Source organism: Paenibacillus violae (genome assembly GCF_032461945.1).
GTDB lineage: Bacteria > Bacillota > Bacilli > Paenibacillales > NBRC-103111 > Paenibacillus_E > Paenibacillus_E violae.
In genome coordinates this window covers 875,379-889,747 of the sequence record NZ_JAWCUD010000002.1, presented here as the reverse complement: position 1 = coordinate 889,747, position 14,369 = coordinate 875,379, and the positions used below count along the sequence as shown (strand labels likewise).

Here is a 14,369-nt window from a genome sequence, read left to right as displayed (position 1 = left end):
GGAGTTTTACATATACCTTTTCAGGTTAATTTATGGTAGGATAGGAATAGCGCAATTAGAGGAGGTCTTCATAAATGGCTGTTTTTAATGTCAAAAATATTTGTGATTCAACACGTACGAAGTTAAAAGAAACAACCGCTAAAATGGAGCTGTTTCTGAATCAACATTCGCTTTCACAACTCAATGTAGAGAATGATCCCGCTATGGATGAATTTTATCGTGGTTATCTCCAAGATACGCGTCATCTATTAGTTTTCTGTGAAGTGGCCTATGAGAAATTGGGCGTAAGCTTGAGACGACCAACTTTTAATGTTGATTTTTCGGAAAAAGTATTGTATGAGGTATATCATACTTGCGTGAATACATTTTTCTATCCTAAGAATGAATGCTACTCCGAGGATGGGCGTTATGCTTATACCGGACAAGATGCTATTCGTTTCCGCAAAAAGCCTTCCCGTGATGTGAGAGATTTAACCATTGAATTGTCTAAAGTATTCGAAGAGCTTCGCGAAGATCTGGCTTATTATGAGACAGATTACATCACGCAGCGCCGTATGCAAGGTGAAAAAGTATAATTGTGATGTAAAATTACAAAAGATATAAGGGATGCGGCTAGTAGCGCATCTCTTTTCTTTTAAAAGGGGACATGGTGCATGCAGCGTGAACAGTTAATCAACCACTCGATCTCGATTATTAAAAGCAATCAGCATCCTCGCGGAGGGTACATCGCATCTCCACTTTTCCCACCTTATGCATACAGTTGGCTGCGAGACGGAACATTTATAGCAAATGCAATGGATTGTGTGGGAGAGACAGACAGCTCAGCGCTTTTCCATAGATGGGTTGCTGGAGTGTTAAGGAACAAACGTTCGCATGTTGATGCGCTTATACATAAACACAATAACAAAGAGTGGATCGACCGTTCCGAGTTTTTGGGGACACGTTATCATCTGGATGGCCGAGACGATGTTTCGGAATGGGGCCACTTTCAATTGGATGGTTATGGGGCTTGGCTGTGGGGACTTACGGAACATGTGAAAACGACCGGGAATAAAGAGATGCTGAATGAACTCCGGGAAAGTATTGAGATTACAGTTGATTATTTGATGACGTTCTGGCATTACCCGAACTTTGATTGTTGGGAAGAGTTTCCAGATTATGTTCATCCTGCAACACTGGCCTGTGTGTATGGCGGTTTGAAGGCACTGGGAGAATTAGAGCAGCGTCCTCAGCTGTTGGAGAAGGCGTCTATGGTTAAGAGCTTCATCCTTAGCAATTGCGTCTACGAGGGCCGATTTGTGAAGTCTGTTCACTGTCTGGATGAAATATGGAAACCGGCCTTAACGGGCGTAGATGCAAGTCTGCTGTGGCTTGCCGTTCCATTTGGCGTATGCGAAGCAGACGAGCCTATTATGCGGAAAACGGTACAAATGATTGAGAGAGAACTGAAACACGAGGGTATTCAGCGCTATGTCGAAGACCGTTACTATGGCGGCGGTGAATGGCTTCTGCTTACGGCCTGGTATGGGTTGTATCAAGTAGAACTCGGAAACCGTGAAGAGGCGCAGCGCTGTCTGGAATGGATCATAAGCAAAGCTGATGACCTTGGACGCCTTCCTGAACAAGTCCCTGATCAACTAAGAGAGTCTTCTGCGTATTCGGAGTGGTTGGGCAAATGGGGGGAACCCGCGCTGCCGCTGCTATGGTCTCACGCGATGTTCTTGGTGCTATCTGACAGTCTTGCCTGAGCATAGCTCGCCCTAATAGCGGGCAAATTGTTAGTGGGGTGATGACTATGCCAGATGTAAAATGTTCAGTTGCCAACTGCGAATATTGGACGCAAGGTAACAACTGCAACGCAGGAACCATCATGATTGAAGTAGATCAGCATGCCAACGCCAGTTACAATGAAGAATTTGCAGGGGAATCATTCGATACCGATCATCAAGATGCAGCGAGCAAAGCCGCGAACACTTGCTGCCACACCTTTCAAGCAAAGAAGAAGCAGTAATCATGCGCCAGCATGGAGGCAATTTGGATAAAACCACCAAGGAGCGGTTCCAGAGGGAGCAGCTTAGGACTGAAAGTGGTTTGAACAACCAGGAAGAATATGCAGCCGAGATAACAGAACCCTCGCGGAGAATTCATTATGCCGAGCCTTATCAAGCAAAACATGCAGAGGTTCAGAAGTCGGATGTTTCCGATGAGGAAATCGACGATTTAGTTGAAGCTGTTACGCGCAATAAAGCCGTAGGATACATCGCTTTGTTCGTCGCGTTGGCTTCACTCTTTGTATGGCCTGTACTGCTTGGCGTATCGGGCATTGTGTTAGGGGTTATTGCATTCCTGATGGGTAATAAGGGAATCGGTACCTGGTCAGTTGTGCTTGGTTTTATAGCTGTTGCTGCCTATTTTTTACTGTTTCCTTTTTACTCTTAGTGTTGGACAAACATGGTGGAAAAGCAAGCCGAGATATCGGCTTGTTTTTCTTTTTTAGAAAGAAAATCAGGTATTTTCGTGTTTTAGAGGGATAATTAGCGGGTTAAGACTCATTATGGCATCATTTTAAACCCTATACTCCCGTTTGCTCGTACTATTTGGCTTCAAGAGTCATATTCGCACCTTTGAATGATTACAGTATTATTATATAATGAAAAGTGATAATTCAACTTTAAATTAAAATTAAGGGAGGTGTACCTACTCTCCTTGGTGCGTCTAACCGCGCTTGACAGGGGATAGGTAAGGTATTGGAAGATCCTTTGCCCGAAACGTTAATTAGCTTCTTATTAATGTTTGGACTGGTGTTACTGAATGGTTTTTTTGTCGCAGCTGAATTCGCGATGGTGAAAGTAAGAGGTAGTCGAATTGATTCCCTTGTAGATGAAGGTCGCCGTAATGCGAAATTTGCGCAAGGAATTATGAACAATCTCGATGCGTACTTAGGTGCTTGTCAGCTCGGGATTACACTTACTTCGTTGGGACTTGGTTATGTCGGGGAGCCGACCTTTGCAAAAATTTTGGAACCATTATTCGCTCCGCTGAATTTACCAGATTCGGTGTTCCACACGATTACCTTTATTATTGCCTTTTCATTGATGACTACTTTGCATATTACACTGGGCGAGCAATTCCCCAAAACCTATGCAATTCGTAAAGCTGAACAGATCACGTTGCTTTCCTCGGGACCGATGGTCTTATTTTACAAAATCATGTATCCATTTATTTGGTTGCTTAACGGGATCTCCAACTGGATGCTTCGCCGCGCCGGCATTGAACCGACAACGGAACATGAATCGGCGCATACGGAGGATGAAATTCGCGTCCTCATGAAAGAAAGCCACAAAAATGGACTTATAGATAATACAGAGCTTACGCTTGTTGATAATATATTCGGATTCGCCGAGACAACAGCCAGAGAAATTATGATTCCAAGAACTGAGATGGAATGTTTGTATGCAGGGCTTTCTTATTCGGAGAATCTAGCGATAGCGATTAAGGAAATGCGCACACGCTATCCGGTATGTGATCCGGACAAAGACAACATTATCGGCTTCGTTCACATCAAGGATTTGCTCAAGCCGGATGCTAACTTGAAAGGCATCAAGAAAATTATCCGCCCGATTACGACGGTGCCGGACTCCATTCATATCAGTGACTTGCTGAAAATGATGCAAAAAAGAAAGAGCCAGATGGCGCTGCTTATTGATGAATACGGCGGAACATCAGGACTTGTCACACTGGAAGACATCATGGAAGAAATCGTTGGTGAAATTCAGGATGAGTTTGACGAGGAACGTCCAACGATCGAAATCAAAGATGAGAACACGTTTTCTATTGACGGTCTGCTCTTGATCGATGAAGTGAATGATTACTTCGGGCTTGATATCGAGTCCGACGATTATGATACTATTGGCGGTTGGATCTACTCACAGACAGAGATTCCGCCTAGCAAGAATCAACAAGTGACCTATAACGATGAATTCTTGTTCATCGTGGAAGAAACGGATCATTTGCGAATTTCAAGATTAATTGTTAGAAAAATGACGGAGCAAGATGAGTTTCTACAACAGAACATCTCTTGAACGGATAGAGGGACAGTCGAATGACTGTCCTTTTTTTTATTTTGCGGGGCTCGCAGGGAGGAAGCGGAAATTTTAGGATAGTCGGAAGGGCACAAAACGTGTACAATAAAAACAACGAATGATATACGAAACGAGGTCTGACGGATGAACAGCACGAACAGTATTGATCCAAGAGTTCTGAAAGAGCTGCTGCAGCTTCAGGTGATGGGGAGAATTAATTTGTTATCCGGGGATACCGACACATCCAGTACGGATGATTCCAGTGACTTCAGCACGCTGCTGAATACGTTAATGGGACAAGCTTCCGGTTCTGGTCTTGACGGTCAATCCTTGCACAATCCGATGACAGCGAATAACGTACCTGGTTCCTTGGGCGCTTTGAATAAAGCCTACACCCCTCACCAAAGTTGGAGCCGCACGACTTCTACTTCACAGTTTGATGATTTGATTAAAGAGGCCAGTGCGAAATATGGCGTTGATGAATCACTTGTGAAAGCAGTCATTCAGCAGGAATCTGATTTCAATCATCAGGCGGTTTCCCCGGCTGGCGCTAAAGGTTTAATGCAGCTAATGGACGGCACCGGACGCGGCTATGGCGTGACGAATCCGTTTGATCCTAAGCAGAACGTGGATGCAGGTACGCATTTCTTGAGCAATCTGATCCAAAAGTACAATGGCAATGAAGGAGTTGCTCTTGCTGCGTATAATGCCGGTCCAGGTCGTGTGGATCGCTTAGGTATTAAGAATGACGAGGACTTATCTAATAAATTGCACCAATTACCGAAGGAAACGCAAGCATATGTTTCTCAGGTATTAGGGCATAAGATGAAATTTTCACTCTAAGCGGCAATTTCAAAAAGCTGATTTTCGCATGAATCATGCGGAGATCGGCTTTTTGTGTTCTTCGGTATGCTTGAGTTATGAGCAGTTTTAAGCTTTAATGATGAAAGGAAATTATTTTGATTGCGCAACTGCAGGGCATGGAAAAAGGGGAATCAGCAAGAACATGCTATATTTGGATAACGCGGCAACCACACCGCCATATAACGAAGTCGTCGATACGATAGCAGAAGTTATGAAATTGCATTATGGAAACCCATCCTCCATTCATGGATTAGGTGTCCAAGCAGAGAAGCTGCTGCAGAGCGCTAAAGAAGTGATTGCGGGAGCTTTAGGCGTAGTGCCAGCTAGTATTATCTGCACGTCCGGAGGAACGGAGAGTAATAATCTAGCCATACGAGGTGCTGCCTACCACTATCAGAACCGAGGCAAGCATCTAATCACTACACAAATTGAACACCCATCTGTGAAGGAAGTTTTCCTTAGTTTGGAGCGAGAAGGATTTCGCGTAACCTATTTGCCCGTTAACCGGAACGGCTGTCTGGAAGTAGAGACGCTTCGCGAGGCCCTTTGTGAAGATACCATATTGGTCAGCGTCATGTATGTCAATAACGAAGTAGGCACAATTCAGCCGATTCAGGCGATCGGGCAGTTACTTGCCAAGTATCCGAAAGTGATGTTTCATGTAGATGCTGTGCAAGGCATCGCAAAACTTCCATTTTCGATAAAAGAATGGGGCATAGATTTATGCAGTGTTTCTGCGCACAAGTTTCGCGGACCCAAAGGGGTGGGCTTTTTGTACCGCAGAGAGGGTGTGCAGCTGAGACCGCAGCTCGTTGGCGGGGGCCAAGAAGATGGGCTTCGCTCAGGAACGGAGAACGTTCCGCTCATCGTTGGGATGGCCAAGGCGCTGCGCCTTTCCATGCAAAACTTGCCAGCGAAGCTGGAGCATAAATACCGTCTAAGACGTCATCTTGTAGACGGTATTCTAACGATTCCGGAGCTAACCTTAATGGGAGCCGAGCGTCATGAGGAGATGGCTCCGCACATTGTCCATTTTGCTTTTACCGGAATGAAAGCGGAAGTTGTCGTTCATGCGTTAGAGCAAAGACAAATCTATATTTCAACGAAATCAGCTTGTGCTTCAGATGCCACTGATCCCAGTGAAGTTATGCTGGCGTTAGGGTGTACGCGTGAGCAAGCGGTCAGCGGGCTTAGAGTCAGCTTTTCGGATGATCATAAAATAGAGGATATTGACCAATTTTTGCTAGCACTTAGGGAAGTTGTGAACGAACTTTCTCCCATGTTAAGCAAATCAACAGCCAGAAAGGGGCAGCAAAAATGAAACCGGATTGTTTAATCTTGCGTTTTGGTGAATTGACACTGAAAGGCAGGAATCGTAAGCGTTTTGAGCATAGCGTCATCAAGCAAATTCGTAAAGTTTTAGGGGCATTTCCAGATTTGAGGTATATTCCGGAGTACGGGCGCGTATATGTGGAGCTAGGGGGAGCAGCGTATGAAGAGGCTTCGGAGGCCTTGCAGCGCGTGTTTGGACTGGCATCGTTCAGCCCGGCCTACCATGCTTCTATGGAGCCAGAGGCGATTAAAGAAGTTGCACTGCGCATTATGCAAAATTTTCCTAAACCTCCAAGTACCTTTAAGGTGAATGTCCGGAGGGTCAATAAATCTTTTCCGTTAGACTCCCAGGAAATGAATTATCTCATCGGTGGCTACATTCTTGAAGCAATCCCTGGTTTGCAAGTGGATGTTCGCCATCCGGAAATCGAACTTCGTGTAGAAATTCGTGAAGATCAAGTCCTTTTGTATGCAGAAGTTCTCGAGGGAGCGGGCGGATTCCCGGCAGGCACGAGCGGCAAGGCGCTGCTGATGCTTTCCGGAGGGATTGATAGTCCTGTAGCAGGGTGGTTAGGGATGCGAAAAGGGCTGACTCTCGAAGCGATACACTTTCACAGTTATCCTTATACAAGCGAGCGGGCAAAAGATAAAGTGATAGATCTAGCTCACCAGCTTTCAGGGTATACAGATTCTATCAGGCTGCACCTCGTGCCATTTACGGAAGTGCAGACGTCTATACACCGTGAATATAAGGATAACTTATTAGTCACGCTGATCCGAAGAGCTATGTATCGCATTGCGGAGCAAATTGCCGATCGTGAAGGTCTAAGCGCGTTGGTAACTGGAGAAAGCTTAGGACAGGTGGCCAGTCAAACGCTGCCAAGCTTGAATGTGATCGGCCGTGTAGTTACCTTGCCGATTTTGCAGCCGCTGATGATGATGGACAAGCAAGAAATTATTCGAATTGCCGAAACCATCGGCACATTCCCGATTTCCATTTTACCTTATGAAGATTGCTGCTCTTTATTTCTTCCTCCTTCTCCGAGCACCAATCCGAATCTGCAAATGGTCGAGCGAATCGAGAACGGCATGAACTTTTTACCGGAATTAATTCAGAAAGCCGTGGAACAAACCGAAACAATTGAAATCGTACATGGTCAAATGAAGAAGGTGCCCGATCAGCATTTCTTCTAAATGCTTCTACGGCGCCGAACAGTAGGTGACTTCATCACCACTCTTCACCAGCTTGCCATGCATCCCGGGAGGAAGATAAAGCATGATTGATGCGCTCATATTGTTTTTACAAATTATGTTGATAAATATTGTGCTTAGCGGCGATAATGCAGTTGTTATTGCGCTGGCGAGTAAAAATCTTCCCGTTGAACAGCGTAAGCTGGCCGTGTGGTGGGGGGCTTTCGGAGCCATAGCGTTGCGGCTTGTGCTGACATTAGTAGCTGTAAGCCTTCTCGATATTCCCTATATTCAAGCGGGCGGATCGATCTTATTGTTCTGGATTGCCATCAAACTACTGACCGATGATGATAGCCATGCGAATGTGAAAGAGGCTTCAACGCTGGGCAAAGCGATCTGGACTATTATCGTCGCGGATTTCGTGATGAGTCTTGACAACGTGCTGGCGATTGCAGCCAAAGGCAACGGCAACAATACGGTCATCATATTGGGGATTGGACTTAGTATCCCGATCATCATTTGGGGAAGCACGCTAGTTATGAATTTGCTGCACAAATATCCGGTTCTTGTTCTTTTAGGGGCAGGAATTCTTGGCTATACAGCAGGTGAAATGTTCGTAAAAGACGAGAAAATGATCGATTGGTTCCTTCACGATTACGAGTTTCTACATGTTTGGATTCCGATTGTAGCATCCGCGCTTGTCATTGTGATTGGGGTATCCGTGAAATGGTTGAGATTGATGCAATTAAAAACAAGAAACGAATAGGGAACAGAAACCGCCAAGCTGGTCTTATCCGGCGAAGCGGTTTTTTTTGGCAGGAGAACCTCAGCGTAGCGGCAGAGTCCGTTACATTCCTTATCGCTGTGGAAGCTGGATGCTGCGCCAAACGTGCCAAAAGCTCCATCCGTATATAAGCAGAAACACAATGATTAGTACGCTTGAGAAGCGGTACATGAGCGCATAGCTGCCACTTAAGTTCGCCAAAGCGCCAAGAACCATGGCACCCAGTCCTATGCCTAAGTCGTTGGCGGAGAAGAAGGTTCCGTTGGCCGCGCCACGCCGATTAGGGGCTGCGCGAGCAATCGTCCATGCCTGCAAGGCAGGCTGAATGGAACCAAAGCCGATCCCATAGCAAAGTGCCGCAATTGCCAAGCTGAGTTCTGTGTGAGCGTATGAAAGCAGAAGCAGTCCGGTTATCGTGAAAAGTGCTCCAGGCAGCAGCACCCATTCAGGTCCTTTTCGATCAAAAAGCACGCCAGTTATAGGTCGTACAATGAGCACCATGGAAGCATTGCATAGAAAAAACCAACCTACATTAGAAATACCGGCTTCAAGGCCGAACAAAGTGATGAAAGTCACGATCCCTCCATAACAAATGGCCGTACACAGCAGTAAAATGGAGGGGAGCAAAGCCGTACGTTCCCATAGGCGATCAATTAGCTTCGGCTTTTGAACTGACTTTTCGACAGGAAAAGGTTTGGAGTAGGAAATAAAAAGTGAACTAAATAAGGAGAGCACAGCCAGCAGTGTAGAAATCAAAAGAACGCGATGGAAACTGTAGGTTTGCATAATCCATAATCCGGTAAGAGGAGCAAGCGCCATGGCAAACGTATTGGATAATCCGTAATATCCCATACCTTCCCCGCGCCGTTCGGGCGGAATGATATCAGCGATTACCGTTCCTAAGGATGTCGTAGATATGCCCCAACCAATCCCGTGAACGAATCGCGCGGCAAGAATGAGTGTAATGACAGCCATATACGAATAGCCGGCTATCGTAAGCGCACAGATCGTTAAGCCAACTAGCAACACGTGCTTTCTACCTAGGAGGTCAAGCGCTCTGCCGGCAAATGGGCGGGTTAGAAGTGAGGAAATGGTAAAAATACCGATAACGAGCCCGACTTGAAAGTCATTCCCCCCTAACTGCGATATATGTGTAGGAATGGTTGGGATCAGCATTTGAAAGCTAAAAAAGAGCAGTAAATTGGACAATGATGTGACGAGAAAGGCTTTGGTCCAGAGTGGTTTTCGTTTTTTCTTTTCATTTTCAGATAAAGATTTCATGTGGCCTCCCATGTTGAACGTATGCAGACCTGCTAGATCGAGGGAAATCAGGCAGCACGCCTTTAAGTATGCCCCAAGGAAGGTAATTGAACGCAAAAAACGGCGTACCCGCAAATAGCTTGCAGGCTAGCAATTTTGAGCAAGGTACGATAAACTACTTGTTGAATGGTGTCGAAAGTGACATCGAATTGACAAGTGAAATAGGAGGGAATTGTTATGGCTAGAAATAGCTACTCCATCGGTATCCTGTTAATTGGCCTGGCCGTATTATTGCTTCTTGGGAAATTAGGCGTTATTCACTTTATTTTTTCCTTCTTCTGGCCTCTTGTTTTGCTTGCACCCGGACTGCTTTTTCACATTTTGTTTTTTAATCGCACTTGGCCGGCAGGCGTGCTTGTCCCTGGAGGTATTTTGACGACATATGGTTTGATGTTCTTTTTCTGCAATATATTTGGTTGGGGTTCAATGAGCTATCTCTGGCCAGGATTCATACTCGGCGTAGCCATAGGATTATATGAGTTGCATCTGTTTGATCGTGGAAGCGACCGTGGGGTGTGGATCGGCGCACTAGTGCTTGGTATCCTTTCAGCTGTACTTTTCGGAATCACGCTGCTTGTCAAATTAGGGATATATGTAATCGCTTTGATCCTTGTTACAGCGGGGCTTCTTATGATTTTCCGCAGGAAAAATGTGTGGTAAACCGGATGTGTTTTATGTAAAAGTTTTATGTTGCTCGTTAATTATCTTGCATAATGTCGAGAAACTGCGTATAATAAACATAAATGTCAAGCGTCGGCGCTTTTGTCCGACGCTTGTTTTATGAACAGAGACGAAAATTATAGGGTAGAGAGGGTTTGACATTCATGCAAGCAAGAGAAAAGATCCGCAATATTGCAATTATCGCTCACGTTGACCACGGCAAAACAACACTCGTTGATAAATTACTTCAACAATCCGGTACATTCCGTGACAATGAAGCTGTCCAAGAAAGAGCGATGGACTCAAACGATCTCGAAAGAGAACGCGGTATTACCATTCTTGCAAAAAATACAGCGATTAATTATAAAGATTACCTTATTAATATCGTAGATACACCTGGACACGCCGACTTTGGCGGTGAAGTAGAACGTATCATGAAGATGGTTGACGGCGTTTTGCTCGTTGTTGATGCCTTCGAAGGTACAATGCCGCAAACCAAGTTCGTTCTTCGCAAAGCCCTTGAAAGCAACTTGAAGCCGGTTGTTGTCGTTAACAAAATTGACCGTCCGAACGCTCGTCCAGCTGAAGTTGTGGATGAAGTGCTAGACTTGTTCATTGAACTTGGTGCTACGGATGAGCAGCTTGATTTCCACGTGGTTTATGCTTCCGCGTTACAAGGTACTTCCAGTCTTGACCCTGATAAACAAGATCAGAACATGGAAGCTATCTATGAAACAATCGTTACACACATTCCTTCTCCAACTGAAGATGTGGATCAACCGCTGCAATTCCTCGTTACACTGATGGATTACAACGAATACCTTGGTCGTATCGGCGTAGGTCGTGTGAACCGCGGTAAAATCCGTCAAGGCCAAACCGTTGCGGTTATGACTCGTGAAGGCGGTCAAAAGCAAGCGAGAATCGAGAAGCTATTCGGCTTCAATGGTTTGAAACGAATTGAGATTGAAGAAGCGGCTGCAGGGGACATCATTGCCATTGCCGGTATCAAAGATATCAACATTGGTGAAACGGTAGCAGATCCAGCGAACCCTGAAGCTTTGCCGGTATTGAAAATCGATGAGCCTACACTGCAAATGACATTTGTCGTGAATAACTCGCCGTTCGCAGGTCGCGAAGGTAAATGGGTTACTTCCCGTAAAATTCGTGAGCGTCTGTACAAAGAACTTGAAACAGACGTAAGTTTACGCGTTGAAGATACCGACAGCCCTGATGCTTTCATCGTATCTGGCCGCGGTGAGCTTCACTTAGGTATTTTGATCGAAAACATGCGTCGTGAAGGCTTTGAATTGCAAGTTTCCAAACCGGAAGTTATCATCCGTCAAGTTGACGGTCAAAAAATGGAGCCGATCGAGCGTTTGATCATCGACGTTCCAGAAGACAGCATGGGTTCCGTTATGGAGAGCTTAGGCTCACGTAAAGCGGAAATGGTCAATATGATCAACAACGGCAGCGGCAACGTTCGTCTTGAGTTCTTGATTCCAGCACGTGGTTTGATCGGTTACAGAACGAACTTCTTAACATTGACTCGTGGTTATGGAATTATGAACCACGCTTTCGACAGCTATGGTCCATACCAAGGAGCTAACGTTGGTGGACGTCATGAAGGCGTGCTTGTATCCAGCGAAACAGGCGTTTCCACGCTGTACGGAATTCTTTCCGTAGAAGATCGCGGTATCCTGTTCGTTCACCCACAAACGGAAGTTTACGAAGGCATGATCGTTGGTGAGCACACACGCGACAACGATATCATCGTGAACATTTGTAAAGAAAAAGCGGTAAACAACATCCGTTCCGCGAACAAAGAGGAAACCGTGAAAATGAAAACTCCTCGCGTATACTCTTTGGAGCAAGCTCTTGAGTATTTGAACGATGATGAGTACTGCGAAATTACGCCAAAATCCGTTCGTATTCGCAAAAAGATCTTGAACAAAAGCGAACGTGAACGTGCTGAGAAACAACGTAAAGTGGCTGAAGCTAACGTCTAGTTCACAAAGTGTTCTAAATAGGGGAAATGTCAGCCTTCCGGCTGCATTTCCCTTTATTTATTTGTGCAATTAAGCGATAATAAATAAGTTGACTTTACTTTTGAAGCGAAATGGAGTGTATGGTATTGACAGCGTTGAATGAATGGTTTGGAAATCACATTTACATCACTTATTTGTTAATCTTCATATTTATGTCTTATGTGTATAACAAAGTTTTTCGGACTCGCAAATTACCGGTTCTTAAGACAGCCGTTGTATACTTGCTTATGGCCATCGGTTCCATCATGCTGCTTGGTTTTCAGCTGGTAGGACTGCCGATTGTACTTTGCTTGACTGTAGCCATTTCTCTTATGTTTCTAGTTCGGGTACGTTATTTTATCGAAAAAAGAAGCGGGAGCAGTAACCCGGAATGACGAGATATTGGCTAACTCCAATTGTGAATAATTCGCCATTAATGTTTGGGGCTGACCGTATCAATTGCACGCCATTGAAAGCGTTGGAGTCGTTCCGAGAAATGGCAAATGGGAAGCACCCCAGATTGCTTGCGATGTTTAAATCCAGCCTGCTCTTAAGCGACGACGAGGAGTTATGCGGCTCAGAACTTGTAGAGCTGGATCTCGAGCAGTTTAAGGCGATCAGCTTTGATGGTGAGCCCTTTCATCTCTCGCATTGTGCAGAAGCCTTTCTTGACCGTTTGCTTACACGTAAAGAGGCTCTTGAGCTTGTCTCCTCCTTGAAGTGTGATGTGGATTCTGAACATAGCAATTGGATAAATCAATGGCTTCGTTGGTTGGAGTCGGGTTATGATGTCATTTTACTCAGAGAGGATGGGCATTAAAATGAATCTCCAAGATACTTTTTTCAATTGGCTGCAAATGCAGATCGTCAGTGAAGCAAGACCAAGTGACGAGGCTGCCAAAGAAACACTTGATTTTTTTGCAATGATGCTGCATGAGGATCATGGCGTCAGCCATATTGAACTCGTTGACGAAACGGATCCAATGAAAATTCACATTTCCTATGAACGTGAAGGAATCAAGAGCAGACAAAGCTTCGATCGTGAATCCGCTGAAAAGCTACTGGATGATATTAATGCCAATCCTATTTACAATAATCAATAGGCAGGAATTTTGGCGACATAACTTTTTTAATCCTACGTACAATAAGGTATATCTGGGTTAAAAAGGAGTGTTCGCATGACCTGAAAATAGATACATAATGGTGGAACGCTTGCCACCAGCTATGCTATACTGTTAGTGTAAGTAGCGTTTTCAACCACCTAGTAGGAGGCGCAAGCGATATGGCTGAACACATCACAGCTTTACCGGAGCAATTAATTGATCGCGCCCCAATGATGACAACAGTTGAATATGAGAAAACTTTTGCGTGCCGAGTAATTGTCAAGCCATCCGGCCAAGTTTTTGATGCGATAAAAAAAGCCTAGATCTGCTGTGTGCAGTCAGGCTTTTTGTTATCTTTCCGCGAATTATGGATTTGGATTCCCGGCCTGGTTCGCGTCATTAGGTCCTGTATTGTCTTGGGGATTGCGTATATCACGCGGCAATTGCGGCATAGCCCGACCCATGATATCCGCCATTTGCTCAGCGAACCCGGTAATCGGCCTTCCTGCTTTTACGTTATCCCGAATGTTGCGCAGCCGTTGATCTAGATCAAGATCTGCTGTTACGATGGCATTCACACCATAGGGATCTTTTTTGAGAGCTTCCGCTACCGAATATTTGACGGTGCCTACTCTCGAGCGATCCATATCTTTTCTGAGGTTGATGCCAACGACAGCGGTATTGCCGAATACAACACAATGCGCACTTTCAACTTGCGGGATACTGGTGGCTAGGCTTTCCAAACGTTCCGCAACAGCTTTAGAATCTTTGATCTCCAGCTTTTGTGGAGCAATTTGTTGTACCTTTACTTGTTTTTGATTTGTATCTTGAGAGGGGGCACCGCTTTTCGGCGCTTGACTACAGCCAACCGCGAGGGTCAGTACCAACGATAATACGCACAATAGTCTCACTTGAATCGATCCTTTCCTTGAATCTCGCGTTTAGTTTGTCCTGCACAGCTAGGTTGTATGTATGAAATATAACCAATGATCTGACGCCAAATCTGGGA

General features: G+C 45.1%; 17 protein-coding genes. 15 read left to right on the top strand and 2 right to left on the bottom strand.

Annotation, left to right across the window (positions count from 1 at the left end; all coding sequences use genetic code 11):
- The first annotated feature begins 74 nt into the window (after window positions 1-74).
- The 9 genes from RQP52_RS11185 (at window position 75) to RQP52_RS11145 (ending at window position 8,235) form a co-directional block, all read left to right on the top strand.
- Window positions 75-575 (top strand): YpuI family protein, encoded by a 501-nt coding sequence (locus RQP52_RS11185; RefSeq protein WP_127451891.1) that lies wholly within the window; start codon window positions 75-77, stop codon window positions 573-575.
- A gap of 78 nt (window positions 576-653) precedes the next feature.
- Window positions 654-1,748 (top strand): glycoside hydrolase family 15 protein, encoded by a 1,095-nt coding sequence (locus tag RQP52_RS11180; protein ID WP_315951435.1) that lies wholly within the window; start codon window positions 654-656, stop codon window positions 1,746-1,748.
- A 47-nt stretch (window positions 1,749-1,795) separates the two neighbouring features.
- Complete coding sequence (locus RQP52_RS11175) at window positions 1,796-2,011, top strand: DUF1540 domain-containing protein (protein ID WP_274469359.1); 216 nt, start codon at window positions 1,796-1,798, stop codon at window positions 2,009-2,011.
- An 80-nt stretch (window positions 2,012-2,091) separates the two neighbouring features.
- On the top strand, window positions 2,092-2,439 hold the full coding sequence (locus tag RQP52_RS11170; protein ID WP_315951434.1) for a hypothetical protein: 348 nt from the start codon (window positions 2,092-2,094) through the stop codon (window positions 2,437-2,439).
- A gap of 350 nt (window positions 2,440-2,789) precedes the next feature.
- Complete coding sequence (locus RQP52_RS11165) at window positions 2,790-4,082, top strand: hemolysin family protein (RefSeq protein WP_157322301.1); 1,293 nt, start codon at window positions 2,790-2,792, stop codon at window positions 4,080-4,082.
- Between the two features lie 144 nt (window positions 4,083-4,226).
- Window positions 4,227-4,925: a lytic transglycosylase domain-containing protein gene (locus RQP52_RS11160; RefSeq protein ID WP_315951433.1), complete on the top strand. Its 699-nt coding sequence runs from the start codon at window positions 4,227-4,229 to the stop codon at window positions 4,923-4,925.
- 163 nt (window positions 4,926-5,088) lie between these two features.
- Window positions 5,089-6,267 (top strand): cysteine desulfurase family protein, encoded by a 1,179-nt coding sequence (locus tag RQP52_RS11155; RefSeq protein WP_315951432.1) that lies wholly within the window; start codon window positions 5,089-5,091, stop codon window positions 6,265-6,267.
- The gene (gene thiI / locus RQP52_RS11150; protein WP_315951431.1) at window positions 6,264-7,472 is read left to right on the top strand and encodes a tRNA uracil 4-sulfurtransferase ThiI; all 1,209 of its coding nucleotides are present in this window, start codon (window positions 6,264-6,266) and stop codon (window positions 7,470-7,472) included. The genes RQP52_RS11155 and thiI overlap by 4 nt, the downstream gene beginning before the upstream one ends.
- An 82-nt stretch (window positions 7,473-7,554) precedes the next feature.
- Window positions 7,555-8,235 (top strand): TerC family protein, encoded by a 681-nt coding sequence (locus RQP52_RS11145; RefSeq protein ID WP_315951430.1) that lies wholly within the window; start codon window positions 7,555-7,557, stop codon window positions 8,233-8,235.
- A gap of 90 nt (window positions 8,236-8,325) precedes the next feature.
- Here RQP52_RS11145 and RQP52_RS11140 read toward each other — a convergent pair whose 3' ends face one another.
- Window positions 8,326-9,534 carry an MFS transporter gene (locus RQP52_RS11140; protein ID WP_315951429.1) on the bottom strand — a complete coding sequence of 403 codons (1,209 nt, stop codon included), beginning with the start codon at window positions 9,532-9,534 and terminating at the stop codon, window positions 8,326-8,328.
- Between the two features lie 216 nt (window positions 9,535-9,750).
- Here RQP52_RS11140 and RQP52_RS11135 point away from each other — a divergent pair, with 216 nt between their 5' ends.
- From RQP52_RS11135 to RQP52_RS11110, 6 genes are all read left to right on the top strand, one after another.
- Window positions 9,751-10,233, top strand: coding sequence for a LiaI-LiaF-like domain-containing protein (locus RQP52_RS11135; protein ID WP_315951428.1), 483 nt, complete (start codon window positions 9,751-9,753; stop codon window positions 10,231-10,233).
- Between the two features lie 164 nt (window positions 10,234-10,397).
- Window positions 10,398-12,239: a translational GTPase TypA gene (gene typA / locus RQP52_RS11130; protein WP_315951427.1), complete on the top strand. Its 1,842-nt coding sequence runs from the start codon at window positions 10,398-10,400 to the stop codon at window positions 12,237-12,239.
- A 125-nt stretch (window positions 12,240-12,364) separates the two neighbouring features.
- The gene (locus tag RQP52_RS11125) at window positions 12,365-12,652 is read left to right on the top strand and encodes a YlaH-like family protein (protein WP_315951425.1); all 288 of its coding nucleotides are present in this window, start codon (window positions 12,365-12,367) and stop codon (window positions 12,650-12,652) included.
- The gene (locus tag RQP52_RS11120; RefSeq protein ID WP_315951423.1) at window positions 12,649-13,077 is read left to right on the top strand and encodes a hypothetical protein; all 429 of its coding nucleotides are present in this window, start codon (window positions 12,649-12,651) and stop codon (window positions 13,075-13,077) included. The genes RQP52_RS11125 and RQP52_RS11120 overlap by 4 nt, the downstream gene beginning before the upstream one ends.
- Before the next feature lies 1 nt (window position 13,078).
- Window positions 13,079-13,360 (top strand): hypothetical protein, encoded by a 282-nt coding sequence (locus RQP52_RS11115; RefSeq protein WP_315951422.1) that lies wholly within the window; start codon window positions 13,079-13,081, stop codon window positions 13,358-13,360.
- 179 nt (window positions 13,361-13,539) lie between these two features.
- Window positions 13,540-13,683, top strand: a complete 144-nt coding sequence (locus RQP52_RS11110) for a hypothetical protein (protein WP_315951421.1) — start codon at window positions 13,540-13,542, stop codon at window positions 13,681-13,683.
- 42 nt (window positions 13,684-13,725) lie between these two features.
- Here RQP52_RS11110 and RQP52_RS11105 read toward each other — a convergent pair whose 3' ends face one another.
- Window positions 13,726-14,271, bottom strand: coding sequence for a YhcN/YlaJ family sporulation lipoprotein (locus RQP52_RS11105; protein WP_315951419.1), 546 nt, complete (start codon window positions 14,269-14,271; stop codon window positions 13,726-13,728).
- Between the last annotated feature and the right edge of the window lie 98 nt (window positions 14,272-14,369).

Bases quoted from the DNA above. Each gene is read 5' to 3' on its own strand.
- RQP52_RS11165 (WP_157322301.1), top strand. From the start codon at position 2,790: ATGTTTGGACTGGTGTTACTGAATGGTTTTTTTGTCGCAGCTGAATTC.
- RQP52_RS11115 (WP_315951422.1), top strand. From the start codon at position 13,079: ATGAATCTCCAAGATACTTTTTTCAATTGGCTGCAAATGCAGATCGTC.
- RQP52_RS11155 (WP_315951432.1), top strand. From the start codon at position 5,089: ATGCTATATTTGGATAACGCGGCAACCACACCGCCATATAACGAAGTC.
- thiI (WP_315951431.1), top strand. From the start codon at position 6,264: ATGAAACCGGATTGTTTAATCTTGCGTTTTGGTGAATTGACACTGAAA.
- RQP52_RS11120 (WP_315951423.1), top strand. From the start codon at position 12,649: ATGACGAGATATTGGCTAACTCCAATTGTGAATAATTCGCCATTAATG.
- RQP52_RS11175 (WP_274469359.1), top strand. From the start codon at position 1,796: ATGCCAGATGTAAAATGTTCAGTTGCCAACTGCGAATATTGGACGCAA.
- typA (WP_315951427.1), top strand. From the start codon at position 10,398: ATGCAAGCAAGAGAAAAGATCCGCAATATTGCAATTATCGCTCACGTT.
- RQP52_RS11185 (WP_127451891.1), top strand. From the start codon at position 75: ATGGCTGTTTTTAATGTCAAAAATATTTGTGATTCAACACGTACGAAG.
- RQP52_RS11145 (WP_315951430.1), top strand. From the start codon at position 7,555: ATGATTGATGCGCTCATATTGTTTTTACAAATTATGTTGATAAATATT.
- RQP52_RS11140 (WP_315951429.1), bottom strand. From the start codon at position 9,534: ATGAAATCTTTATCTGAAAATGAAAAGAAAAAACGAAAACCACTCTGG.
- RQP52_RS11135 (WP_315951428.1), top strand. From the start codon at position 9,751: ATGGCTAGAAATAGCTACTCCATCGGTATCCTGTTAATTGGCCTGGCC.
- RQP52_RS11180 (WP_315951435.1), top strand. From the start codon at position 654: ATGCAGCGTGAACAGTTAATCAACCACTCGATCTCGATTATTAAAAGC.
- RQP52_RS11110 (WP_315951421.1), top strand. From the start codon at position 13,540: ATGGCTGAACACATCACAGCTTTACCGGAGCAATTAATTGATCGCGCC.
- RQP52_RS11160 (WP_315951433.1), top strand. From the start codon at position 4,227: ATGAACAGCACGAACAGTATTGATCCAAGAGTTCTGAAAGAGCTGCTG.